The organism is Pantoea sp. CTOTU50773, from assembly GCF_032082325.1.
In the GTDB taxonomy this organism is placed as follows: domain Bacteria; phylum Pseudomonadota; class Gammaproteobacteria; order Enterobacterales; family Enterobacteriaceae; genus Pantoea; species Pantoea communis.
Window position 1 is genome coordinate 1 of sequence record NZ_DAMDQC010000055.1, and the last position, 25,726, is coordinate 25,726.

The window sequence follows — 25,726 nt, forward strand, 5'->3', positions numbered from 1 at the left end:
TCGTTTCGTGCTTGGCGTGGTGGAAGGGGCGGTGATGACGGCGATGCTGATTTACATCAGTAACTGGTTCACTAAGTCGGAACGTGCGCGCGCCAATACTTTCCTGATCCTCGGCAATCCGGTCACGGTGCTGTGGATGTCGGTGGTGTCCGGCTATCTGATTAATGCTTTCGGCTGGCGTGAAATGTTTATCTTCGAAGGCATCCCGGCGGTGATCTGGGCCGTGGCCTGGTGGTTCCTGGTGCAGGACAAGCCAGCACAAGCCAAATGGATGAGCGACGAAGAGAAATCAGCACTGCAGGCGCAGTTGCAGAAAGAGCAGGAAGGCATCAAAGCGGTGCGTAACTATGGCGAAGCCTTCCGAAATCGCAATGTGATCATTCTGTGCATGCAATATTTTGCCTGGAGCATTGGCGTGTACGGTTTCGTACTGTGGCTGCCTTCGATTCTGCGTAACGGCACACAGATGGGTATGGTCGAGGCGGGTTGGCTTTCAGCAGTGCCTTATCTGGTGGCGACCATTGCGATGGTCGTGGTGTCATGGGCGTCTGACAAAAAGCAAAACCGTAAGCTGTTTGTCTGGCCGTTGCTGCTGATTGGGGCGCTGGCATTCCTTGGCTCCTATCTGGTCGGTTCCAGCCACTTCTGGCTGTCGTATGCGCTGCTGGTGATTGCCGGTGGCGCGATGTATGCCCCTTACGGCCCGTTCTTTGCCCTGATTACTGAGATGCTGCCACGCAACGTTGCTGGCGGTGCCATGGCGCTGATTAACAGCATGGGCGCACTCGGCTCCTTCATCGGATCGTGGATTGTAGGCTATCTTAATGGCGCAACCGGCAGTCCTGCTGCCTCTTATATCTTTATGGGTGCCGCGCTGCTGGTCTCGGTGTGGCTGACGTTAATCGTCAAGCCCGCGGAGAACAAGACAGCACCGATTCATGGGGCGAAGCACGCCTGAAAGCGTAAGAAATGACTTTTCCGGGCGGCTCAGGTCGCCCGTCACACGTTCTACAGGGAGCAAATGATGAAACCTGCTGTGATTCTTTATAAGAGCCTGCCAGACGATCTGCGCGCTAAACTGGATGCCCATTTTACCGTCACCGAAGTGCATGACGTCTCCTCCGAAACCGTGCAACAGCATGCCGCACAGTTTGCGCAAGCCGAGGGTTTGCTCGGCTCAGGCGGTAAAGTAAATGGTGATCTGCTGGCGAAGATGCCCGCCTTACGCGCTTGTTCTACCGTGTCTGTGGGTTACGACAACTTTGATGTCGAAGCCTTAAATCAGCGCAATGTACTGCTGATGCACACGCCAACCGTTTTGACCGAAACCGTGGCCGATACCATGATGGCGCTGGTGCTGAGCACCGCCCGTCGCGTCACCGAGTTGGATCAATGGGTTAAGGCCGGTGAATGGAAGAAAAGCATCGGACCAGAACATTTCGGCATCGACGTGCATCACAAAACCTTGGGGATTCTTGGCATGGGCCGTATCGGCCTGGCGCTGGCGCAGCGTGCGCACTTCGGCTTCGGCATGAATATTCTTTATAACGCACGCCGTCAGCATGAAGAGGCGGAAACCCGCTTCGGTGCGCGTGCTTGTGACCTTGAAACGCTGCTGAAAGAGAGTGATTTTGTCTGTATCAGCCTGCCATTGACTGAGCAGACACATCATATGATTGGCGCTGCACAGCTCAAGATGATGAAACCCAGCGCCATCCTGATAAATGCAGGTCGCGGCCCGGTGGTTGATGAGCAAGCGCTGACGGCGGCATTGAAGGACGGCACGATTCACGCAGCCGGTCTGGATGTGTTTGAAGTGGAGCCGGTGCCTGCCGATGCGGAGATCCTTAAGTTGCCGAACGTGGTAGCGCTGCCGCACATCGGCTCAGCCACCCATGAAACGCGTTACGGTATGGCACGTGATGCGGTGGATAACCTGATTGCTGCGCTGAGCGGCAAAGTCGAGAAAAACTGCGTTAACCCGCAAATCCAGGCCTAAGCTTGCTGCTTTAGCCATTGCGCCTGCCCGTGGCGGGCGCTATGGTGGTTGCCCATTCCCGATTACAATGTTTTAACTTCCTATGTCCTTTTCTCAGTTCGGCGACAAATTTACTCAACATTCCGGCATCTCACGTCTGATGGAAGACATGGGTGAAGGCCTGCGCACGCCCGGCACCATTATGCTTGGCGGCGGCAACCCGGCGCAGATCCCGGCCATTAATGACTACTTCAACCAGCTGCTGCTGCAGATGCATCAGGACGGAAAACTGAGCGAAGCGCTGTGCAATTACGACGGTCCGCGTGGTAAAACGCTGCTGCTGGATGCGCTGGCGAACATGCTGCGTGAAGAGCTGGGCTGGCCGATTATCGCACAAAATATTGCGCTGACCAACGGCAGCCAGAGCGCGTTCTTCTATCTGTTTAACCTGTTCGCGGGTCGTCGCGCCGACGGCAGTAAAAAACGCGTGCTGTTCCCGCTGGCACCGGAGTATCTCGGTTACGCCGATGCCGGACTGGAAGAAGATCTGTTTGTTTCCGCCAGGCCGAACATTGAGCTGCTGCCAGAAGGTCAGTTCAAGTATCACGTCGATTTCGACCACCTGCCGCTGAATGAGGACGTGGGCCTGATCTGCGTGTCGCGCCCAACCAACCCGACCGGTAACGTGATCACCGATGACGAGCTGATGCAGCTGGATGCGCTGGCACAGCAGCACGGCGTGCCATTACTGATCGATAACGCCTACGGTGTGCCCTTCCCCGGCATTATCTTCAGCGAAGCCCGTCCGCTGTGGAACCCAAATACCATTCTGTGCATGAGCCTGTCGAAACTCGGCCTGCCGGGTGCACGTTGCGGCATTATCGTCGCCGATGAGAGCACGATTAGCGCGATTGGTAACATGAATGGGATTATCAGCTTAGCGCCAGGCAGTATCGGCCCGGCGATTGCCACTGAGATGATCGTGCGTGGCGATTTGCTGCGTCTGTCGGAAGAGGTGATCAAGCCGTTCTATCAGGACAAGGTGAGCGAGACGATTGCCATTCTGCGCCGCTATCTGCCGGAAGATCGCTGCCTGATCCACAAACCCGAAGGGGCAATTTTCCTCTGGCTGTGGTTCCGCGATCTGCCGATCAGCACCGAAGCCTTGTATCAGCGCCTGAAAGCGCGCGGCGTGCTGATGGTGCCGGGCCACTTCTTCTTCCCTGGTCTGGAACAGGAATGGCCGCATACACATCAATGTATGCGCATGAACTATGTACCGGATGCGGAGAAGATTGAACGCGCGGTGCAGATTCTGGCGGAAGAGCTGGAGAAGATTGGCTAAACCAATCTTTTAAAACGCCTCTCGAAATTAATCGGGAGGCGTTGATGCATTATTTATTATTGTACCAGTCGTAAAATCGGAACAGGCTTGAATAAAAAGCATAGGCTCCGATCAGCATAAATAACCATGCTACTACGCCAACCCATCCAGGATTATTCACCGGGACATAGGGTAAGGATTCATGCGATAGGGTAAAGAAAGTCCAAATCCACAATGCGAAAATAATGAATCCACGTGTAGGGATATCCTTTCCAAAAATTTTCATTACTTATCCTTGTCATCTATTTCATATATTTAATGATAAACCAAGCCAGACAAGAATAAATTAGTGATTCCATTAACTGGTAGTGAATAATAAACACAGCAGCCGATGTTTATTTAAATTTGTGAACTACTTCCAAATAATCTCTATTTATCCGCCACCAGCGATAGCTGGCACCATTGCGCCAGCTGCTTGATCGCCTCCTCCACTTCCGCATTCCAGCCAAAACCGGCGTTCAGTCGGAAACAGTGATCGTAACGGTGATCGGTGGCGAAGATATGTCCCGGCGCGATACCGATGCCCGCGTTACGCGCTTTAAGAAACAGCGCGCGCACGTTTAACGACTGAATGGGCATTTCCACCCACAACACATAGCCGCCTTCAGGATCCGATACACGCGTGCCCGCAGGGAAATAACGCAACACCGCCTGGCGCATATGGTGGATTTGATTCTTCAACTCACGACGCAATTTGCGCAGATGCGCATCGTAGCCGCCGCTGCGCAGCAGTTCAGCAATCGCTGCCTGTGACAACACCGAGGTGCCCATGCTGGTGGTGTATTTCAGCGAGGCGATTTTGCGCATGTAATTACTGCTGTGCACCCAGCCAATGCGGATACCGGGCGCCACCGTTTTCGAGAAGCCGCTGCAAAGAATGGCATTCGGGCTAAAGGCGCGCATCGGGAACGGACGGCGATTGCCAAACGCCGTATCACCGAAAATATCATCCTCAATAATCACCACATCATTCTCATCGGCCTGACGCGCAATATAGGCTTTCTGCTCGTTGGGAATGCTTTTCCCCAGCGGATTATTGATGTTGTTGATGGTGAGATAGGCCTGCACCGCTTTACGCTGAAACAGCGCGGTAAGTTTACTGACGTTAACATAACCTTCCGGCCCGGCTTCCACTTCAATCACGCGCAGATTGAGATTATGCAGCATCTGCAACAGCACGAAGTAGCACGGCGATTCCACTGCCACGATATCGCCGGGGCGGGTGGTGGCGCGCAAAGCCAGTGAGATAGCTTCGATACAACCGTTGGTGATCAGGATGTCATCAGCGCTGATATTGCAGCCATAATCCACCGCGCGGCGTGCAATCTCGGCTTTGAGCGGCGCATAGCCGGTGCCCTTCACCGTGTTGCCGAGCAGTGCCGGTTTGCTGTAGCCCATCTGGCGCATCAGCAATCCAATTTTCTTGACCGGATAGAGCGAGATATCGCCATTGGCCAGATCCAGCCGCACACGACAATCGGAGCCCAGCATGGCCAGATGCAGCTCGGTTTGTTCATCCAGCGGGGCGACTTCACGCGGCTGTTCGCTTTGGATGGCAGCGGGTAACCCCCTGGGAACCTGACGGGGCGCCACAAAAAAGCCGGACTTAGGACGCGCAACGGCATAGTGCTCATCCTCCAGCGTGCGTAATGTTTTCAGCGCAGTGGTCATGCTGACGCTGTACTGCGTCGCCAGCGTGCGCACCGACGGTAAACGGCTATCAGGCGGCAGCGATCCGCTGTGAATGGCTTGTTTTATCTGCTCTGCAATCTGACGGTAACGACTACTCTGGCTCTCCTGTTCACCCGTTCCATCCGCCATCTGTTCCACCCTATATCGTGCTGATCTGTGCGTATCCATCAGATTACATTCAAAGTACTTTAGGCTGCATCTGTTAATTCAGCCTCAGACATTCATTCCGTTGCAACTTCGTGGCCCCTTTTCCTGCCCGTTACCGCCAGCACGGTAACGGCGATTTTATTAGCCAAAGGATGAAGTGAAAAATGAATAATCTGTCCACCATGATGAGAGAAATTGAAGGTTATCTCACGCCCGCGATTATCGATTCTGCTCAACGCTGTTCTCAACGCTTACTTGCCGCCCTACCCGATAGCGACAATCCCGCTAACAATCGCGTGCTACTCGCCTATGGCGGCGGGAAAGACAGCAGCTACATGGTGGCGTATGTGCGCTACATTCAGGGGCTGATTTGGCAGCAGCAGGGCAGCACCTTCCAGCTGCGCATCAGCACCAATCGTCATGCGGCGATGAACGACAGCGTGATGGAAAATATCGACCGCGTATATCGTGCACTGCACATTCCGGGTGATGACTTCATCGAATGCCTGGTGACTGATGGCTTGCAAATCCGCCACTTTGAACGTCATCTGCCGATGCCCGACAGCGTGCGCCAGCAGAATCGCAACGATGTGCTGATGAATGGCCATCGCTTTCGTGCCGATGCGCGCTCCACTTTCTGTAACGCCTGCAACCTCAGCATGGTGAACTCGTTTGGCCTTGCCGCGCACTACGAGGGCGGCGTGGATGTGATCATCACCGGTGATTCGCCGCAGGAGCAGACCGCTTACCTCGCCTGGGCTCGTCATCTTTCACGCCTGTTTGATGCGCCCGTTGCCGACAAATCACGCGGCTTTAGCGGCTTCCTGCAAACCCTGGATGGCGTGGCAGAACGCTATTTCGCCGACATTTACGGCGCCGAGCAGGTTACCCCGGCCCATCGCATCACCTGGCAGCTGGCACGCGATCCGCTGTTCTTCAACATCTATCAGGACACCGCCTATGAAGCGGGTGCGCACTGGTCGCTACTCACCGAGTTCATGCACTTCCGCTTTGATGAGCTGATGTTCAGCTTCTCTGAATCGGACTGCGGCAACCCGACGTTAATGGCACATATTCGCGGTCTGCGAGCGGAGACGCTGATGCAGCGTAGCTACGCCGAAGGCATTCGCGAATATGTGCGCTTTGCGCTCGGCCTGATGGAGAAGAAAGATTTCCCGCCGCAACTGATTGCGGAAATGGCGGCGCGTTATCAGGACGATGCGGCGATTGAACGCGCTCGCCAGCGTGCAGCGCAGTTTGCCGAACAGGCGTTTGGCCTCAACGAAACCCAGCTGGTGTGCATGATCTATTCGCCGTTTATCGCGCAAGGCCAACAGCTCAATGTCTGGCTACAACAGCTCGATCAGGCGCCTGATGAACAGGCGGTGCGGGCACTGCTATGCGGCGATAGCGATGATTTGCTGCTGGCACAGCAGCTGGAGCAGCTCTCCGGCCTGACGATTGCACAGATGCGCCAGTGCTGGCGCAGTGCACAGGTCAATACGCTGCTGGATGGCACGCGCGGCGATGCGCTCTCACGCGTGCTGCGTTTCGATCCCCACAAAGCAGTGATTCAGGTCAACAACGGTGCCTTGCAAGACATCGTCACTGAAGTGATCTCCGGGCGTTAACCCGGTAAGGCGACGCGATGAGAAAGATTTTCCTGCAGATTGGCGCCACGCGTGACGGGCAAAATCCGTACTGCGCAGTGGCAAAACGCGAAGGCTATTTTACCGTGCTGGCGGAGATGGGCGACTTTGTCGACTATCAAAGCTTGAGCATTCAGCTGCCGTTCGATCTGATTGTGCGTCTCGATCGCCCGGAAAATCCGTGGGATGTGTTACAGGCCTGTCTGCGCGCGGGCTTACTGGAACATCCTCAGGTAGTGCTGGCAGGCTTTGAAGCCTACAACGCCAGCGCCGGTCGCGTACGCGAACTGCTGGCCGGGCCGGATGCCGGACCTTGCTTTATTCCGCCGGATAAGTACGCACAGCGCATGGCCTTGCGTAAAGCCTGGCCACGCTTTCCACAGCCGGAGTTTCGCTTCTTTGCCTCACCGCTGAGCATTCGTGACGCGCGTGATGCACTGCTGTATCCCTGCGTGATCAAACCGGTGGATGGCGGCGGCGGATTAGGGATCTGGCTGGTGGAAGAGGCCAGCCAGCTCGATACGGTGATCGGCAAGCTGGTGGAGACCATGAACTACGGCGGGCGCGGCTTTAGCGGCTTTATTGTCGAAAGCTGGCTGCCGGGCGACGAGTATTCACTACAAGGTGTGGTGGATAACGGACACGCGGTGGCGCTGACCTGCTGTCAAAAGGTGATCGAGCACCACATCGATGCAGAAGGCTGTATCAGCTTTTACGAATCCGGCCATGTGGCGATGGCTGCACAACAGCTGCCTGCGGCTTTTGCCAGTTTGATGAGCTTTTGCTGTGAGACCTTTGGCTATCGCCAGGGCGCCTTCCACATCGATTTTATTATGGTGAACGGTGAACCGCACTTCCTCGAAATGGGCTTCCGCTTATCGGGCATGGGCGTGGTGAATCTGGTCGAGGAAGTCACCGGCATTAACTGGGCGGAGGTAGCGTTTCAGATTGAAGCCGGACGGGGTTTGCCGGTGCTGCACTTCCCTAAGCAAGCCCAGGCCATTGGTCGCCTGCGCCTGCGTCAGCGCCTGCAATATGACGCAGCGGAACGCTGGATCGCCCAACATCAGCGCGGTCAACTATTGCCACCGCTCAATCTGCCCGCGCTGGCCGTCTCGCCGCGATCCTCGCTCTACGCCGACCTCACCCGTCATGCTGGTATCCTCGCCACCTTCCGTCTTGCCGCAGACAGCCGTGACGATGTGTTAGCGGTGTTCCAGCAGATTCTCGACGTTCCGTCCTTAGCCCCCCGGAGAGATCTTCTATGTGCAGAATGATTCTGGCAAGCGGTCAGTTTGATGCGGCAGCGGTACTGGACGCCGCACGCGCCATGAGCTGTGGCGAAACCGCCACGCATGACGGCCCGATCAAACAGCACCCTAATGGCTGGGGCTGTTTGTGGCTGGATCAGGGAAAGATTCGCACCCTGCATGGCACTGGCACCTTTGCTGATGCGCTGCCCGGTATTGATGTTGATGCATTGCGTCACAGTCGTTTTCTGGCGGTACATGTCCGCCACGCCACGCTGAGCAAAAATCACGGCATCGAGTTTTCCCATCCGCTGTGGCGCACCAGCGGCGCGACACAGTGGTACATGATGCACAACGGCTTTTTACCCACGGTCTATGCGCAACTGGGCATGGCGGAATCGCGCTTTGACTCCGCCGAATACCTTGAATATATCGTCGATCAGGTGACGCCTGCCGATTTTACCCGTGACTACCTGCGCAGCAAGATGGCGCGCGTGGCACCGGGTGGCAGTGCGGCTAATGCGATTTTTGTCACCCGGGATAAAGCCTGGGCGTGGCAGTGGCATCCCGATGACACCCCTTATCCTGACTATTTCACGTTGCATCATTATCAAAATAACAGCACCACTTTTATCTCTTCTGAACCTATTGCTGCACTGGGCACGGCGTCTGACTGGCGTCGCATGAACAACCATGAACTTCATGAATTTCCACTTGGGGAGTGATCAGCATGGCCATTTTCAATCAGATACGCGTTATCCATCCAAAAATGTTCGTCGAAAGCACCTGGCTGGATGACATCGTGACCGCGCGCGTACCGCTGTTGGTGCTGCGCAATTTCCTGACGCCTGAAGTGCGCGAAGCGGTGGTGGACGATCTGCAACAGTGCCGCGATCAGGTGCGCGTCTCGCGCTATCCAAATGGCGCACTGACCACGCTCGGCCCCTATCTGGCTAAACACACTCGCGCACCCGAAAATTACTTCACCGAGCTGCGCGACATCCAGCCAGCACTGCCAGCGTCACTGCACTGCCTGCGCGATCAGGTTTACAACTGGGTGAAGCACTCATTGCGTCTGGAGAGTCTGCACACTGCCCGCGAGCCGGAGTTGGGCGATTACGCGGGTTCGATTGTGCGCTTTCATGCCAATGGCGTCGCCAATCCACTGCATAACGACAACATCGTACGCGATGCCGCGGGCAGTGGTTTGGCCGTCACCCACATCCTGCATCAACTGAGCTGTGTGGTCTGTTTGCAGGAGTGTCACGCGGGCGGGGAACTGCGGATATTCAACAAAAAGTGGCATCCGGTGGATGAGCGCTTCAAAACGCCAGGTGAACTCGGCTATCAGACTGGCGTGATTGAGCAAAGCGAGGCGTGTGAGTTCTCCCCACGCAGCGGTGACATCTATCTGTTTAATCCGGCGTTTTATCACGAGATTGATCGCGTGGAAGGCGACACGCGCATCACCATGGGCTTTTTCTTTGGCCTGACCGACAAAAAAATGAAGCACGCCATTGCCTGGAGTTAATACCGGGCCTTCGACGAGGAGATGAAGATGAAGATGAATACCTATGAAAAAATCACTGCCCTGCTGGATCAACACCACGCAGACTATCGCGTGGTGGAGCATGAGGCCATCGGTCAGACCGATGTGATCAGCGGCATTCGCGGCAACGATCTCAATCAGGCGGCCAAAGCGATGGTGCTGGAAGTGACGATGCCTGACGGTGCCGATGCGCGTTACCTGCTGGCGATAGTGCCGGGCGACTGCAAGATCAACTTCAAAAGTGCCGCACGCGCCATTGGTGGCAAGAAGTCGAGTTTTGCCGCGCCAGAGAAAGCACAGGAACTGACGCAGTGTGTGATGGGCGCGGTGCCGCCCTTTAGTTTTGATGACCGACTGGCGCTGCGCGTCGATGCGCGCCTGCGTGATGTCGGCACGCTGTGGTTTAACGCCGGCGCGCTGGAGCGTTCCATGGCGCTGAATGTGGATGATTTTTTTCGTGTTATCGGCGATGACTGTTGTGCAGACATTGCCACTCCGATGACGGCGACTGCCTGAAACGGCTGTAGTAAGGAACGAGTATGTCAGTAAAAGATATGATGTTAGCCCTGTGCGTAGTGGTGGCGTGGGGCGTGAATTTTGTGGTGATCAAACTGGGTATGCACGATATGCCGCCGTTTCTGCTGGCGGGATTGCGTTTTGCACTGGTGGCGTTCCCGGCTATCTTCTTTGTGAAGCGGCCGCAGATCCCTTTGCGCTGGCTGATCGTGTACGGCATGACTATCAGCTTTGGTCAGTTCGCTTTCCTGTTTCTGGCGATCAAACTCGGCATGCCAGCAGGACTGGCCTCACTGGTGTTACAGGCGCAGGCATTCTTTACGCTGCTGCTGGGGGCTTTATTGCTGGCGGAAAAACTGCGCTGGAACCACATCGCCGGAATTTTGGTGGCGACACTTGGCATGTTTATGCTGGCAACGGCGGGCATGCAGGGCCAAACCACCGCTGGGATTACGCTCACCACCATGATGCTGACGCTGGCGGCGGCGCTGTCATGGGGACTGGGCAATATCACCAACAAGATCATTTTGCGTAATCGTAAGGTGCCGGTGATGTCGCTGGTGGTGTGGAGTGCACTGGTGCCGGTAGTGCCGTTTTTCGCCTGCTCATGGTGGTTTGATGGCGAAGCAGCAATCGTCACCAGCCTGCTGAATATCTCGTTGCAGACGGTGCTGGCGCTGATTTACCTCGCGTTTATAGCCACTATTGTCGGCTACGCGATCTGGGGCAATTTGCTCGGACGCTATGAGACCTGGCGCGTGGCGCCGCTGTCACTGCTGGTGCCCGTGGTGGGCATTCTTAGCGCTGCGCTGGTACTCGACGAAACCCTGTCAGCGCAGGAAATTCTCGGTGCGTCAGTGATTATTCTCGGCCTGCTGGTGAACGTGTTCGGCGGGATGGTGAGTCAGCGATTATGGGTGCGCACCTGATCCGCAGAAACAAAAACGCCGCATTTCTGCGGCGTTTTCTTCTCAACACAATATCCTTAATTCAGGATTTCAATGCGGCGCGGTTTCGCTTCTTCAGGAACGATGCGTTCCAGATCGATGCTCAGCAGGCCCAGTTCGAGACGCGCATCGCGCACCACGATGTGATCGGCCAGCTGGAATTTGCGCTCAAAGTTACGTTCGGCGATACCCTGATACAGGTATTTGCGCTCCGGTTGCTCTTCGGGGTGCGCACCGCGAATAATCAGCACATTGTCGTGTGAGGTAATATCTAACTCGCTCTGGGCAAAGCCCGCAACGGCAATGGTGATGCGATAGTGGTTTTCATCCACCAGCTCAACGTTGTACGGAGGATAGCCACCATTGGCCTGGTTCTGATTGGACTCAAGCAGACTAAACAGACGGTCGAAACCAATAGCAGAACGATAAAGCGGAGTGAGATCAAAGTTACGCATAAAAAGACTCCTGAAAATCAGCAAGTTTTGGCAACCTTCCACCATGGACAGGTTGTGCGGCCCGCTGCTGTCCCTGTCGGCAACAGCAACGCGACCGTGAAGTAAAAATGGGTGCGCTTTGATCGCTTTCAAGGGCAATGCGTATTTTTTTACAGCAATTTTGACGAAATAGCATACACTCAGAAATTCTTCGCCTGCATTGCATGACATCGCCACAGAGCTTTGCTGCAGCAGGAGACACACTCCAGCCAGAAGTGATGGCTGTAGGGATGATGAAATGAAAATGATGAAAAGCTTTCCGCTCACCGGCCTGCTGGTCTGCGGCGTTTTGACTACTTCGGGTTGCTCCAGCGTCATGTCTCACACTGGCGCCAGCCAGGGTTATTATCCCGGCACTCGCGCCAGCGCAGATATGATTGCCGATGACAATACCAGCTGGGCGATAAAGCCGCTGGCGGTGATCGATCTGCCCTTCTCCGCCGTACTGGATACGATTCTGTTGCCGTGGGATTACTTCCGCACTGACAAAGATTCGGCGCATGACCGTGTGCTGCAAAGCGAAAAATTGGCTGGCACTGACGCCAGCCTGGCGACTGCCGCCGCTATGCCATCGACGTCGCACTGACGCAAAACAGCTGGCGCCAGCCCTCAATTTCCCGCATATAAGCGATCTGTTTGCCGTCCGGTGACCACACTACCGCATCACCGGAAGGCGGCTGCTCGCTGCGTTTGGTTAAGCGCGTGCAGTGCCCGGTCGCCACATCACAGCGCATCACGCTGTTATCGCAAATAAAGGCGATCGCCTCGCCTGACGGCTGCCAGCTGAATGCCGACTGAATAGTGCTGCTGAGCCGCGTGATTTGACGCGGTGAACCACCGTTAGGCGACACACGCCACAGCTGTACAACGCCCTGCTCATCCGCCATCAGGAAGGCGATGGTGCTGCCGTCCGGTGACGCGCGCAGCCAGTGACGTGGCTGCAATGCTAACCCTTTACTGTGCGTGATGCGGCGCTGCTGCACACCGGCAGGCGGTGCAGGCAGTTTATCCGCCGTGCCCTGTAACGGTGATGCACCGGGTTTGGCGTAATCACTCAGCGCTTCGGGCAAATCCACCACAAACACTTCCGGCACTTTATCGCCGTTGGCAGCACGCGTATCACCGATAAACGCCAGCGCCCAACGCTGCCAGCTGCCATCTGGTTTTTGATATCCGCGCTCGCCAATCCAGCCCTCTTCATAAGCGCGGTCAATCTGATCGCTGCCCGGCTGGGGATCGCGCGTGGTTTGGCTCACCAGCACGCAGTAATGGCTGCCATCGTATTCACGGGGATGCTGTTTCGGTGGACACACCGGATGCAGCGGTACGGCTACACCGACATTACGCAGATCCTCACGCGCATCTTTTTCATGCATCACATGGTCGTTATAGGTATAGCTGAGGCGCGATCCGTCTGGACTGAATACATGCACATGCGAGCCGCCGCGCAATGCGCCGGGCGTATAAGGTGCGGTAATGTCACAGGCATCGAGATTTTCCGCATTGCCCTGCTGCATAATGACGCCGCGACGATGATGGAAATCGTAATGCCAGTGTGCATCGGGATGCTCCGGGCCATGGATACATACATAGCGCGGCGGCAGATCCGGGCTGACGGTCACCACGCCGACATGCGCACCGTCGTGTGCCTGATACAGCACCTCGACCGCACCGCTCGCGACGTTGACGCGTTCGATGGTCAGGCTGGTAAAGGACGCGCCCGACGGACGAACATCAAACGCCAGCCACTGGCTGTCTGCGGTCCAGACGTTGATATTGGTGAGCTGATGATGACGCTGTGCAAAGGTGAGTTGTTTTTCTGACATGAGGCAACCTTACATCCAACAGTTGCCGAACAAAGTACGCGATTATGGGGTGAGGTGCAGCAGTCACAGCGCAATAATTTGCGAACAGTTGGCGCAATTCAATACGAATCGATCACGTCAGGAATGAGTGATAGATTGCGCGATAAATCATGAACAGATCGCGCAATGAATGGCTGACAGATTGCGTGATAAATCGTGAACAGACACGCAATGAATGGCGCCGCTACGCATCGCAGGGCGTTGTAGCGGTGCCATTTATCGCACGTTATCGATCACCCAACCCGCTTCACATCCCCCACCAGCAGGATATAGGAGAGCGCACCAACCAATGCCACGGCGGAGATATACACCAGCGCAGGGGCAAAGCCGTAATCCTGTGCCAGATAGCCCACCACCAGCGGTACCGTGATGCCGCCCAATCCACCGATAAAGTTAAACATTCCACCGGTTAAACCGATCAGGCGAACCGGCGCCAGCGACGACACCAGCGACCAGGTAATGGAGGCGAAGCCGTTGCCGAAGAACGCGATGGCCATCAGCGTCATAATCCACACCGGATCATTGGTGTAGTTGGCACCCATGATGCAGGTAGAGATCAGCAATCCACAGATAATCGGCGTCTTACGCGCAAAACCAAGGGAACGCCCGCTGCGCACCAGACGATCGGCCACGATGCCAGAAAGAATCACACCAAAGAAGGCGGCGAGGAACGGCACGGTGGTCATAAAGCCTGCTGTCAGCGCGGAGATGTGTTTTTCCTGCGTCAGATAGTTCGGGAACCAGGTCAGGAAGAACCACAGCGTAGAGGTAACAGCGAACTGGCCAAGGTACACGCCGCACAGCTTGCGATGGAACACCAGTTTCCAGTCGGCGGCGGTGAGTTTGATGCGCGTTTTTTTCGCCGCGGGAGCATCGCCGTCCACCATCGCCCCCCCTTCACGGATATAGTCCAGTTCCGCCTGGTTGATACCTTTGCTCTGGCTTGGGGCTTGATAGAACTTGATCCACACCAGCGACCAGATGATGCCGATGCCGCCTGTGATGATGAACACCCAGTGCCAGCTCAACAGTTCCTGAATCCAGATCAGCAACGGTGTGAGAAAAGCGAGACCGACAAACTGACCCGAGGTATAAAAGCCCACGGCAGAGGCACGCTCCTGCTCCGGGAACCAGCTGGTGACCAGACGATTGTTGGTCGGGAACGCGGGTGCTTCAAAGATGCCGGTGATGGCACGCAAGCCAATCAGCGATAATAATCCGCTGGCAAAACCCTGGAATAACGTGGCGACCGACCAGCCGAAGATGGCAATAAAATAAGTCAGGCGGGAACCGACGCGATCGAGGAACCAGCCGCCGGGAATCTGGCATAGCGTATATAACCAGGCAAAGGCAGAGAAGACATATCCCATCTCCGCTTTACTGATGCCGAACTCTTCCTGAATATGCGCAGAGGCCACCGCTAAATTAGCGCGGTCGACATAGCAAATCACCACCGTAATAAAGATCATCAGCAGCGTAATATAACGACGCCGGGTGGGTTTGGCCTGAACAGCAGAGAGATCCATGGTGTGTCTCCGTAATCATATTTGTAGTTGAGGCGCGAAGATGCCCGCCGCTACAAATGCAGGGTAAGGATAGTGAAGGTAAAACCGCACAGGCGGTAAATGTCATTTGCCGGGAAAAAGGCTGAGCGAGGCCCTATGCCTTATTTCACCGGCATATCTTTATCTAAAAGATTTTATAAATTCTTATACCCTAAATAATTCGACGTGCAGAATGGTGGCATGGGAATACACTCCCAAGAGCTTACTTAAGGTGAGTAAGCACAGCCAACGCATCTGTCGCTTAAATTATGACGAGTATTACCACTCAGCGACCGTTCCGTCTGGGAAACGCCATAATGGATTACGCCAGTCTGGTGCATTCTTACTTCTTTCAATCACCAGCTCTTCGTTAATTTCCACGCCGAGACCCGGTTTATTCAGTGGATAGAAGTGACCATCATCCATTTTGAAATCATCTTTATTGATGACGTAATCCAGCAGTTCAGCACCCTGATTATAGTGAATGCCCATGCTCTGCTCCTGGAACACCGCGTTGCGTGAAACGAAATCGACATGCAGGCAGGCAGCCAGCGCGATTGGGCCGAGCGGACAGTGTGGTGCCAGCGCTACATCGTAAGACTCTGCCATCGCGGCAATTTTGTAGCACTCAGTGATACCGCCCGCATGCGACAGATCCGGTTGCAGAATCGCCAGGCCACCCGCTTCCAGCACGCGTTTGAACTCGAAGCGCGAGAACATACGTTCGCCTGCGGCAATCGGAATATGAGTTTGCGCCGCCAGACGCGGATAATATTCCGCCTGTTCCGCCAGCACCGGCTCTTCAATGAACAGCGGACGATAAGGCTCCAGCTCTTTGATCAGCACTTTCGCCATTGGCGCACTGACGCGGCCATGGAAATCGAGGCCGAACTCAATCTCTTTGCCAAAGGCTTCGCGAATCTGTGCCACGGTATTCACCGCTGCATCCACTTTGCGCGAGTTGTCGATAATGCCCATCTCTTCGCATCCATTCAGCTTGAAGGTGTCGAAGCCAATCTTGCGCAGTTTCTTGATGCCGTCGACCACTTCTTCCGGACGATCGCCCCCCACCCAGCTGTAAGCCTTGATGCTGTCACGCACCAGACCGCCAAGCAGTTGATACACCGGCACGCCCAGCGCTTTGCCTTTGATATCCCACAATGCCTGATCAATACCGGCGATGGCGCTCATCAAAATCGGACCACCGCGATAGAATCCACCGCGATACATCACCTGCCACAAATCGTTGATGCGTGCCGGGTCCTGACCAATCAGATATTCCGACAGCTCATGCACAGCCGCTTCGACGCTGCGCGCGCGCCCTTCAATCACCGGTTCGCCCCAGCCAACGATGCCTTCGTCGGTTTCGATTTTCAGGAACATCCAGCGCGGCGGCAGGCGATAAGTGGTCAGTTTGGTAATTTTCATCGTACAGCATCCTTATAAGCAGCAATAAATGCGCGAGCTTTCTCCACAGTGCGCGACAGCGGCTGGCCAGCGCGATAGAGATCGCTGCCCAAACCTGCGCCAATGCAGCCCGCGGCCAAAAATTCATGCAGGTTTTCTGGCGTCACGCCGCCCACCGCAAACACCGGCACTTCCGGCGGCAGCACCGCTTTCAAGGCCTTGATGTAGCCCGGACCAAACGCCGACGATGGGAAGATTTTCAGCGCCTGGGCGCCCGCTTGCAGTGCGGTGAAGGCTTCGGTGGCGGTGGCGCAACCCGCTGCAACAATCATCCCTTTCGCCACGGCCTGACGGATGACTGCCGCATCGGTATTCGGCGTCACCACCAGCTTGCTGTTAAGCGTGGCCAGTTCATCGACCTGTGCCGGATGCAAAACGGTGCCCGCACCGATCAGCGCTTTATCGCCGAAAGTCTGCACCATCGCGCCGATGCTTTTGGCCCATTCCGGGGAATTCAGCGGGATCTCAATGGCATCGAAACCCGCTTCGATTAGGGCATCCACGTGCGCTTCGGCCTCGTCTGGCGTGATGCCACGCAGGATGGCGATCAATGGCAATTTTATGTGCCAGGTCATCTGCAATACTCCTTATTCCATGCTGGAACGCGCGGTCGCCTTCCAGGGTGACTGAATCCATGCCGATAAATTGCAGCGCCTGCTGATAACGCTGCGCCAGCGCATTTCCAGCAATAATGATGATCGGTTGGCGGCGATCCGCGTGTTGCGTCATCAGCGCCACTTCATGACCAATCAGCAGGCCGGATAGGAAATCGCTGATATGGCGGCGATCGCGTGCGCCCAATACATGAGAAGCACGCACTTCAAACAGCCTGGAAAGGATCGATGCGTCGTGGCTGCCGACCGCTAAGCCCTCACGGAAAGCGGCGGCATTCTCTTCCTGTTCGGGTAAACCCGCACCGATTAGCGACTGTTTCAGCAGCAGATGATGCAGTTCGCCCGTCATCACCGTGCGGAAATCCTGCACACGCTGCTGCTCCACCTGCACCCATTTGGCATGCGTGCCAGGCATCACATACTGCATAGCGGGTTGCAGCGCGGAGGCACCTAGCAACTGTGTCTCTTCACCGCGCATCACGTTGTAGTTGTCAGCACGTTCGACGCTCAATCCCGGCACGATCCACGCTTTATCTTCAACGCGGGTCAGGCGGCTGCTGAGTTGATCCAGTGCCACAGGACAGGCCAGATAAGGCACCGTAAGCCAGCCTGCATTGCTACCGACCATGCCCGCCATCACCACCGGCACATCATTCACTGGCCAGCCGTCTGTCACACTGGCAAAGACCTCTGCAGGCGTGCGTCCGCCAAGACGCGTGACGCCCGCTTCTGACCGGCGCTCATCAACGCAGTTACCCTGCTGATAATGCCAGGCACGCAGATTGGTTGAACCCCAATCAATCGCGATATAGCTGGTCACATAATCTCCTTGAGTCGGGCGGTGGAGCTGGCGATCATCGCTTTTGCCGCCTGCTCCGCCGCATCACCATCCTGATGTCGGATGGCATCAAACAGCGCCTTGTGTTCGGCTAAGGTGCGCGGCATGTTGCCGGAATCCGCCATGTAGGTTTTCGCAAACACCGCTTTCTGTAACTGGCTGATCGCCACATTAAGCTGCTGCAATACCGGATTGTGCACCGAAGCCAGCACCGCTTCGTGGTAGCGGATATCCGCCTCATTGAATGCTTCCCGATCGAGATGATGGGCAACCATGTCGTTATAAGCCTGCTCAATCGCCGCCAAATCGTTGGAGGTCGCGCGTTCCGCCGACCAGCGCGCAATCTGCGGCTCCACCAGCACGCGCACTTCACTCATGGCGGCAATCAGCCTGGGATCTTGATCGTGCGCCAGTGCCCATTGCAGGACATCGCTGTCGAGGTAATTCCACTGATTGCGCGGGGTGACAAAGGCGCCACGGTAACGCTTCATTTCCATCAACCGCTTTGCCATCAGCGAGCGAAATACTTCGCGGATGATGTTTCGCGAGGTGCCAAAGCGCTCACACAACTCTGCTTCGGCGGGCAACGCGGCGCCCGGCACATACTTCCCTGCTACAATTTCTTCACCCAGCGTCAGGATGATGCGCTCAGTTTTGCTTAATTGTTCTTGCGTCATGATGTTCCATTCAGTGAAAGACGGTAGCCCATGAGATTACTGCTTTCGACGCGTGAAAACTAACAGACACCTCACGTCACGACGCAGATTGTAGTACTAACCAAACAGGTTGTACTACAATCTGGATCACATAATAGACAATTCATCGACGCATAAATGTGCACCCGATTAAATCAAGCTGAGTGTGAGTTGGGGCATCACTTATGACGGATCAGTGTGCCCCAGGCAGAAACTTAGAAGCTCGCTCGTTGGGTGATCATTCATGGTGAAGCAATGCGCACCGGGTGGAAACGAGACTGATCGTTCGCGGGTTCATCATTTATGAAGTATGAATAGCTGCTTCACGGAAACCGTAACGATCATTCGTCGTGTCGGCATTGATGGCGACCGATGGACATTTGCAGAATGAATTCAGAGAGGCGGACAGCAGCACGCTGCCCGCAAAAGAAAGGATTACAGCACCAGCTCTTCAATGGCATGCGCGACGCCATCTTCCATATTGGTTTTGGTCACGAACTGCGCAATGTTTTTGACTGAATCAATGGCATTACCCATCGCCACGCCGGTTCCCGCGTACTCAATCATCGCCAGGTCGTTTTCCTGATCGCCAATCGCCATCACTTCCGACTGCTGCAGGCCGAGTTTGTCCGCCAGCATTTTCACGCCGTAGCCTTTGTTGACCAGTGGATTGAGAATTTCGAGGTAGTACGGCGCACTTTTCAGGATGGTGTAGCTGTCACGGGCACGCGCAGGCAGGCCAGCAATCGCTTTATCCAGCAAATGTGGCTTGTCGATCATCATCAGTTTCGGGAAGCGAGTGGCCGGGTCCATCTCTTCTACCGCTCGGTAGCGAACCGGAATGCCGGTCAGGCTGGCTTCATGGATGGTATATTCGCTGATGTCTTTATTTGGCGTGTAGAGGAAAGATTTGTCGAATGCCTGGAAATGCACGCCGAGGTCGCGCGCCAGCTGTTCCAGATAAAGATAGTCATCAAAGCTCAGCGTTTTTTCTGCCACCACATCGCCGCTATCCGCGCTGTGCACCAGCGCACCGTTGTTACTGATGCAATACTGGCCGGGCTGCTGCATATCGAGTTCCATCAGATAGCGCTCAATGCCCACCAACGGACGACCGGTCGCCAGCACAATGGAAACGCCTTTATCACGCGCACGACCAATCGCCGATTTCACCGCCGCCGTCACTTCGTGCTGCGGGTTGAGCAGCGTGCCGTCCATATCGATCGCAATCAATTTTATCGCCATAACATCCTCGGTTAAGTCAGAGTTTGTTTAATGCTAGCGCGATTCAGCTCACATTGACCAGTTAATCGGCAACGCACGGCACTTCAGGCTATTTTGCGGTCAGCGGCTTGCGGACAAACAAGCCATAGCTCAGCGCACCCAGCATTAGCAAGCCCGCTCCCAGCAAGAACACGTTGGTAAATTTGCCGGTAGTATCCAGGATGATGCCCGTGACAATGGGTGCCATTGCTGCGCCGAGGAAGCCACCAAAGTTCTGAATCGCACCAAGGGAAGCCACCTGAGATTTTGGTGCAATATCACTGGCAAGCGTCCAAAGTGCCCCTTGTGGCATCTGCGAACAGAAGTAGCCCATGGCCAGCAGGCCAATTGCCAGTGGCGTACTATCCACGAAGGGGATCGGTGCCACGAAGCAGGCGGCCAATGCTGCGCCAGTCACAATCGGAACTTTACGCGCGGTGATTGCCCGCACACCGCGACGCACTAATCGATCGGACAGCATACCGCCCACCAGCACGCCTAAAATGCCGGCGAAGAATGGAATCGAGGCGATCCAACCAGTGGCTTTGAGACTGAAACCCAGGGATTTTTCCAGATAGCCGGGCAGCCAGGTGAGATAGACCCAAATAGTGAACATGATGGAGAAGTTGCCGATCACCATAAACCAGGTGGTGCTATGGCGGAACAGTGCGCCCCAACTGGCTTGTGCCTTCTCTTCTGGTGCAGCGACACTGCGCTGCCCGGCATGCAGCAAAGCATCTTCACGCGCTTCTGGATCACGATAAAACTTCCACCACGCCAGCAGTAATGGGATCCCCATTAAGCCAATGGCGACAAACATGCCGCGCCAGCCGAATGTCAGCAACAGTACGGTCAGAATCGGAGGGGCAATCGCATTTGCGATTTGCGAACCGGTATTGATGATCGCCGTGGGTAAGCCTCGCTCGTTATCACCAAACCAGCGATGGGTGATCTTAATGCCCGAAGTGAAAAACGGCGATTCGGCGATCCCTAACATCATGCGTAAGCCATAGAAGAAGCTGTAGCTGTTCACAAACGCCGCCAGCACAGTAAACGTGGACCATAAGCCAAGCGCCCATGAAAACATTTTCTTCGGGCCAAACTTATCCACCAGCCAGCCAGCGGGTAAATTCGCCAGCGCATAAGGCCAGAGGAACGCGGAAAGTAACAAGCCCATTTCCGTTTGAGAGAAACCAAATTCAGCGGCAATGGTGGTGTTGGCAATGCTCAGGTTGGCGCGATCAAGATAGTTAACCACCGCTGCCAACAACAGAAGGAGGACGATGCCCCAGCGCAGTTTACCTATGGTTGTAGGCTGGGTAATGGTCGCATCAGATAAGGTATGCGCAGAAGGTTTCATGACGCCTCCTGCGGTGCAGTAAACAGGTCGAGATGGATTTTAATCACTGCTTTGCGAATGCGCTGTACTTCGGGCGCGGCACAGCATGGGCGATGCACATCGTGCGGGAAAAACAGCGCGAATTGGCCAGGCGTTAAGGTAATCATCGATTCATTGATGGTGTCCTGATAAAACACCACATCTCGTTCATTGCGCAAATCTTCAGTAATGACATGCTGCGGATGCGCACGCGCCACGCCGATATTTTCACGTCCTTCCAGTAAATATTGAATATCAACATAGTTAAAGTGCGACTCCGCACGGCGCGCACTCGCCGGCTCGGTCTCCATTTCCTGCACCAGACAGAACATCTGGTTGTTGGGCAGTAAATCGTATTTCCCTGCTTCCAGCTGGCTGAAATCGGTATCCGCAATCCAGCGAATAGCCTGGTCAACTATGGGATGAAAAGCGTGGCGCTCGCGCGTCCAGTCCAGTCGATCGCATACAATCATGATGTCTTCCCGTGTCGTTATCGTTAGAGGGTTCAGGTACAGCGGGAGGATAAGCATCCTCCCTGAGAGGTGTTATTTGGCTACACGTGGCTGCCACAACGCACTGCCATCACGGATTTGATCGAGCAGCACGCTCAATCCCCAGAATTTTTCCAGCACGTTGTCTTTGTTCACCCGGCAGTGCTCACTGGCAAACGTGCCCAGTCGCTGGTGATAAATCTTGGCGTTTTTTGGATAGCCGAGCGTTTCAGTCACAGCGCTCAGCGACAGGAACAGCGACAGAGCATGGGCTTTTTCCGGCTGCTGTGCGCCATGGTGATAAAGCCAGTGATATAAGCCCGGGTGGAAGTTGGTGAACACACCGCTGAAACCTTTGGATCCCGCTTGCATCGCCGGCCAGGCAATCGCGGCATTCGCATTGATAATGGCCAGTGGCGTGCCCTGAGCCAGTTTGACGCGGCGCTCAACAGTTGGCAGATCGCAGCTCACATCTTTCAGCACCACAAAACGGCCACTATTGGCGCAGAAACTGAACTCTTCATCACTCAACAGTCGACGATATGGCGCCGGGCACTCATAAAGCCCCAATGGCATGTCTGCGGGTAACGATTCCAACAGATGATTGAGATGGGTATAGAATGCTTCGCTGCCCTGATTTTGAGGATCGAGGTGGTTGGTCACCAGGACCAAAGCATCAATCCCGGTATTGGCCATAGCCTGCAGCTCTTTAGTTTGCTCTGCCAGATCATCACTGATATGGCCTGAGGCGATAACGGGCACACGGCCTTCTACTTTCTGTACCACAAAGCGAGCCAGTTCTACTCGCTCCTCAAGGCTGAGATACTGCATCTCACTCGACTGGCACACCGCGAATAGCGCATCCATGCCCTCTTTTAAGTACCAGCTAATTAGCTTTTCCAGGCCGGGATAATCAATCTGGTTATCTGGGGTAAACGGGGTCAGCATGACCGGTACAATGCCTTCAATCTTTTTCATCATCTCTCCTGCCAGCGAAAGGCCGCTGTGATTAGTTATCTGGTTTATCGTTGTTGAAGTCGGGTCAGCACCTGCTGACGATCGGGCATGTTGCTTGCCCCTTCTCGTTCAACAGCGAGCGAAGCAAAAGCAGAGGCCCAGGTCGCCGCTTGCAGCAAGCTTTGGCCCTGAGCGAGTGCCGCCGCCAACGCGCCGTTGAAGGCATCGCCCGCGCCCGTGGTATCCACGCTGAGCGCAGGAAATGCCGGAATATGGTGAAATTGTTGGTTATCAAACAGCAGTGCACCGCGCGATCCCATGGTGATGATCACCCTCCGCGCGCCCAGTGCGACAATGGCCTGAGCAGCCGCGCGTGCGCTGGGGACATCATGGATTTCAATGCCAGACAGACGCGAAGCTTCGGTTTCATTCGGCGTGAGTACATCAATCATCGGCAGGCAGCTCACCACGTCAGGGGAAAATGGCGCAGGGTTCATAATGACGCGCACGCCCATGGTGTGTGCGAGACGGATGGCACTGCGGGTAGCTTCAAAGTTGTTTTCCAACTGCAGTAGCATCACATCCGCATCGGTTAATTCATGCGTGAGTTCAGCAATCTCTTCGTCGGTAATGGTTTTGTTGGCACCCGAATAGATGGCAATCATGTTCTCGCCATTTTCTTGCGAGACATAAATGATGGCGCTGCCCGTGGGTTCGGTATCGGTCTGATAGAGACGAAAGGAGTGAATGTCGGAAGCGGAGAGATGATCGAACGCAAACTGGCTGAATTGATCGGTACCGACTTTGGCCACAAAATGGACGCGCGTACCCGCACAGCTAGCGGCCATCGCCTGATTGGCGCCTTTACCGCCAGGCCCCAGCGTGCTGCCTAACGCCATCAGTGATTCGCCACTTTGCGGAAACTGCGCCACTTTCGCCACGATATCGACGTTAAAAGCACCAAGAATGCAGACTTTCCCCTGCTTACCGGATGACTTTATCTGGCCTTTACGTGACTGCAGGCGTTGTAGCAACACCTCAAAGTTGCCGCTTTCGCTGATGAGCTTTTCCTGCAAATTGCGGCGTAACGCAATCGCTCCACCATAGCAGCGCTGCACTAAGCCCTGCTGTGCCAGTGCACTGAGATCGGTACGAATGGTTTCTCGTGTCACGCCTAACTGGCTTGCCAATCCATTAACCGTGACCCGCTCGTGCTCATCCAGCCATTGCAAAATCTGGCTACGTCGTTCTTCCAAAAACATGCGTTTCCCTCCGTTTCGCTCGCAAGCGTAAGGGAGACAACTGTTTATGAAAGTGATGCGGATCTCAGCACTCGGGAAAAAACGGAAGCAAACAAAAGCGAATGCAGATGTTTTTCAAGGAAAAAGAAGATTGTCAGGCGGATAACAAAATAGGGGGAATAAAAAACCCTTCCCGATTGGGAAGGGTTGATGTGACAAATCAGATATCGATGTTAGCGGCTTTCAGCGCGTTCTCTTCGATGAAGGCGCGGCGCGGTTCAACCGCATCGCCCATCAGCGTGGTGAACAGCTGGTCAGCCGCGATGGCGTCTTTGATGGTGACGCGCAGCATGCGGCGGCTGTCTGGATCCATGGTAGTTTCCCACAGCTGCTCTGGGTTCATCTCGCCCAGACCTTTATAGCGCTGGACTGACAGACCACGGCGCGACTCTTTCACCAGCCACTCAATTGCCTGCTCGAAGCTGGTCACTGGCTGACGGCGATCGCCACGTTCGATAAACGCATCTTCTTCGATCAGGCCGCGCAGCTGCTCGCCCAGACCACAGATTTTGCGGTATTCCGGTCCATCAATGAACTCGGTGTCCATCGGATAGTCGGTATCAACGCCGTGCGTACGCACACGCAATACCGGTTCGAACACGTTCAGTTCGCTGTTGGTGCGTACGTGCGCCATATAGCTGCTGCCGTGCGCTTCGCGCTCGCTCAGGTATGCGACTAAACCTTCAATCCAGCCTTTAACTGCGGCTTCATTGCTGAGATCGCTGAGGGTTGGATGGTAGATCAGGCCACGCAGCATTGCCGTTGGGAAGCGACGTTCCATACGCTTGATCATGCGCTGGGTGCTGTTGAAATCACCCACCAGATTTTCCAGCGGCTGGCCGCCGAGCGCCGGTGCGCTGGCGTTGGTGTGCAGTGTTGCGCCATCCAGTGCGATAGCGATCTGGTACTGATCCATCGCTTCGTCATCTTTAATGTATTGTTCCTGCTTGCCTTTCTTCACTTTGTACAGTGGCGGCTGAGCAATATAAACATGACCACGCTCGACGATTTCCGGCATCTGACGATAGAAGAAGGTCAACAGCAGCGTACGGATGTGCGAGCCATCGACGTCGGCATCGGTCATGATGATGATGCTGTGATAACGCAGTTTATCCGGGTTGTATTCGTCGCGACCAATACCACAGCCGAGTGCGGTGATCAGCGTCGCCACTTCCTGAGAGGAGAGCATCTTGTCGAAACGCGCTTTCTCCACGTTGAGGATTTTACCTTTCAGCGGCAGGATCGCCTGGTTCTTACGGTTACGTCCCTGCTTGGCAGAGCCGCCCGCTGAGTCCCCTTCCACAAGGTAAATTTCAGACAGCGCAGGGTCACGTTCCTGGCAATCAGCCAGCTTGCCCGGCAGACCAGCCAAGTCCAGCGCGCCTTTACGACGGGTCATTTCACGGGCGCGGCGCGCCGCTTCACGTGCACGCGCGGCATCGATAATTTTGCCAACCACGATTTTCGCGTCTGACGGGTTTTCCAGCAGGTATTCGCTCAGCAGTTCGTTCATCTGCTGCTCAACCGCGGATTTCACCTCAGAAGAGACCAGTTTGTCTTTGGTCTGTGAGGAGAACTTTGGATCCGGCACTTTCACCGAGACCACAGCAATCAGGCCTTCACGCGCATCATCACCGGTGGCGCTGACTTTGGCTTTTTTGCTGTAGCCTTCTTTGTCCATATAAGCGTTCAGCGTACGCGTCATTG

At 55.1% G+C, this 25,726-nt stretch carries 24 protein-coding genes; 10 read left to right on the plus strand and 14 right to left on the minus strand.

Annotation, left to right across the window (positions count from 1 at the left end; translation table 11 throughout):
- The 3 genes from RT340_RS10925 to RT340_RS10935 form a co-directional block, all read left to right on the plus strand.
- The coding region (locus RT340_RS10925) for an MFS transporter (RefSeq protein WP_313375923.1) at positions 1-958 on the plus strand (958 nt) is incomplete at its 5' end.
- Between the two features lie 66 nt (positions 959-1,024).
- Positions 1,025-1,999, plus strand: a complete 975-nt coding sequence (gene ghrB / locus RT340_RS10930; protein WP_211728907.1) for a glyoxylate/hydroxypyruvate reductase GhrB — start codon at positions 1,025-1,027, stop codon at positions 1,997-1,999.
- A gap of 82 nt (positions 2,000-2,081) precedes the next feature.
- A complete protein-coding gene (locus RT340_RS10935; RefSeq protein ID WP_211728890.1) occupies positions 2,082-3,323 on the plus strand; it encodes a valine--pyruvate transaminase in 1,242 nt (413 codons plus the stop codon).
- 408 nt (positions 3,324-3,731) lie between these two features.
- On the opposite strand, the gene RT340_RS10940 is transcribed toward RT340_RS10935, so the two are convergent.
- Positions 3,732-5,183: a PLP-dependent aminotransferase family protein gene (locus RT340_RS10940; protein ID WP_313375926.1), complete on the minus strand. Its 1,452-nt coding sequence runs from the start codon at positions 5,181-5,183 to the stop codon at positions 3,732-3,734.
- Positions 5,184-5,365: 182 nt separating this feature from the next.
- Here RT340_RS10940 and RT340_RS10945 point away from each other — a divergent pair, with 182 nt between their 5' ends.
- The 6 genes from RT340_RS10945 to RT340_RS10970 are packed head-to-tail and all read left to right on the plus strand — an operon-like array spanning position 5,366 to position 11,094.
- Complete coding sequence (locus tag RT340_RS10945) at positions 5,366-6,832, plus strand: hypothetical protein (protein ID WP_160833313.1); 1,467 nt, start codon at positions 5,366-5,368, stop codon at positions 6,830-6,832.
- A gap of 17 nt (positions 6,833-6,849) precedes the next feature.
- On the plus strand, positions 6,850-8,127 hold the full coding sequence (locus RT340_RS10950) for an acetyl-CoA carboxylase biotin carboxylase subunit family protein (RefSeq protein WP_211728892.1): 1,278 nt from the start codon (positions 6,850-6,852) through the stop codon (positions 8,125-8,127).
- Positions 8,115-8,825 (plus strand): class II glutamine amidotransferase, encoded by a 711-nt coding sequence (locus RT340_RS10955; RefSeq protein WP_160869102.1) that lies wholly within the window; start codon positions 8,115-8,117, stop codon positions 8,823-8,825. The genes RT340_RS10950 and RT340_RS10955 overlap by 13 nt, the downstream gene beginning before the upstream one ends.
- 5 nt (positions 8,826-8,830) lie before the next feature.
- Positions 8,831-9,631: a 2OG-Fe(II) oxygenase gene (locus tag RT340_RS10960; protein WP_097118435.1), complete on the plus strand. Its 801-nt coding sequence runs from the start codon at positions 8,831-8,833 to the stop codon at positions 9,629-9,631.
- A 33-nt stretch (positions 9,632-9,664) separates the two neighbouring features.
- On the plus strand, positions 9,665-10,165 hold the full coding sequence (locus RT340_RS10965) for a YbaK/EbsC family protein (RefSeq protein ID WP_160833310.1): 501 nt from the start codon (positions 9,665-9,667) through the stop codon (positions 10,163-10,165).
- A 23-nt stretch (positions 10,166-10,188) separates the two neighbouring features.
- Positions 10,189-11,094, plus strand: a complete 906-nt coding sequence (locus RT340_RS10970; protein WP_097118433.1) for an EamA family transporter — start codon at positions 10,189-10,191, stop codon at positions 11,092-11,094.
- A 56-nt stretch (positions 11,095-11,150) separates the two neighbouring features.
- Here RT340_RS10970 and ibpA read toward each other — a convergent pair whose 3' ends face one another.
- Positions 11,151-11,567 (minus strand): small heat shock chaperone IbpA, encoded by a 417-nt coding sequence (ibpA, locus tag RT340_RS10975; RefSeq protein ID WP_034830093.1) that lies wholly within the window; start codon positions 11,565-11,567, stop codon positions 11,151-11,153.
- Positions 11,568-11,844: 277 nt separating this feature from the next.
- Here ibpA and RT340_RS10980 point away from each other — a divergent pair, with 277 nt between their 5' ends.
- On the plus strand, positions 11,845-12,192 hold the full coding sequence (locus tag RT340_RS10980; RefSeq protein ID WP_034829992.1) for a YceK/YidQ family lipoprotein: 348 nt from the start codon (positions 11,845-11,847) through the stop codon (positions 12,190-12,192).
- Here the strand turns inward: RT340_RS10980 and RT340_RS10985 are convergent.
- From RT340_RS10985 to RT340_RS11040, 12 genes are all read right to left on the minus strand, one after another.
- A complete protein-coding gene (locus RT340_RS10985; RefSeq protein WP_313375934.1) occupies positions 12,170-13,432 on the minus strand; it encodes a DUF3748 domain-containing protein in 1,263 nt (420 codons plus the stop codon). The two genes, RT340_RS10980 and RT340_RS10985, sit on opposite strands and share 23 nt — an antisense overlap.
- A 272-nt stretch (positions 13,433-13,704) precedes the next feature.
- Positions 13,705-14,997 (minus strand): MFS transporter, encoded by a 1,293-nt coding sequence (locus RT340_RS10990; protein ID WP_160833308.1) that lies wholly within the window; start codon positions 14,995-14,997, stop codon positions 13,705-13,707.
- Between the two features lie 297 nt (positions 14,998-15,294).
- Positions 15,295-16,443 carry a galactonate dehydratase gene (gene dgoD / locus RT340_RS10995; protein WP_034829995.1) on the minus strand — a complete coding sequence of 383 codons (1,149 nt, stop codon included), beginning with the start codon at positions 16,441-16,443 and terminating at the stop codon, positions 15,295-15,297.
- The gene (locus tag RT340_RS11000) at positions 16,440-17,057 is read right to left on the minus strand and encodes a 2-dehydro-3-deoxy-6-phosphogalactonate aldolase (protein WP_313375937.1); all 618 of its coding nucleotides are present in this window, start codon (positions 17,055-17,057) and stop codon (positions 16,440-16,442) included. Before RT340_RS11000 ends, dgoD begins: the two co-directional genes overlap by 4 nt.
- The gene (locus tag RT340_RS11005) at positions 16,948-17,916 is read right to left on the minus strand and encodes a 2-dehydro-3-deoxygalactonokinase (RefSeq protein WP_313375939.1); all 969 of its coding nucleotides are present in this window, start codon (positions 17,914-17,916) and stop codon (positions 16,948-16,950) included. Before RT340_RS11005 ends, RT340_RS11000 begins: the two co-directional genes overlap by 110 nt.
- Positions 17,913-18,611, minus strand: coding sequence for a FadR/GntR family transcriptional regulator (locus tag RT340_RS11010; RefSeq protein ID WP_034829999.1), 699 nt, complete (start codon positions 18,609-18,611; stop codon positions 17,913-17,915). The genes RT340_RS11005 and RT340_RS11010 overlap by 4 nt, the downstream gene beginning before the upstream one ends.
- Positions 18,612-19,064: 453 nt before the next feature.
- Complete coding sequence (gene yidA / locus RT340_RS11015; protein ID WP_034830000.1) at positions 19,065-19,874, minus strand: sugar-phosphatase; 810 nt, start codon at positions 19,872-19,874, stop codon at positions 19,065-19,067.
- 88 nt (positions 19,875-19,962) lie between these two features.
- The gene (locus RT340_RS11020) at positions 19,963-21,252 is read right to left on the minus strand and encodes an MFS transporter (protein WP_058961707.1); all 1,290 of its coding nucleotides are present in this window, start codon (positions 21,250-21,252) and stop codon (positions 19,963-19,965) included.
- Positions 21,249-21,743, minus strand: coding sequence for a YhcH/YjgK/YiaL family protein (locus RT340_RS11025; RefSeq protein ID WP_058961706.1), 495 nt, complete (start codon positions 21,741-21,743; stop codon positions 21,249-21,251). Before RT340_RS11025 ends, RT340_RS11020 begins: the two co-directional genes overlap by 4 nt.
- A 72-nt stretch (positions 21,744-21,815) precedes the next feature.
- Positions 21,816-22,739, minus strand: a complete 924-nt coding sequence (locus RT340_RS11030; protein WP_313375943.1) for a dihydrodipicolinate synthase family protein — start codon at positions 22,737-22,739, stop codon at positions 21,816-21,818.
- Positions 22,740-22,783: 44 nt separating this feature from the next.
- The gene (locus tag RT340_RS11035; RefSeq protein ID WP_182056766.1) at positions 22,784-23,980 is read right to left on the minus strand and encodes a PfkB family carbohydrate kinase; all 1,197 of its coding nucleotides are present in this window, start codon (positions 23,978-23,980) and stop codon (positions 22,784-22,786) included.
- Between the two features lie 199 nt (positions 23,981-24,179).
- A partial coding sequence (locus RT340_RS11040) for a toprim domain-containing protein (RefSeq protein ID WP_313375947.1) occupies positions 24,180-25,726 on the minus strand: 1,547 nt, incomplete at its 5' end.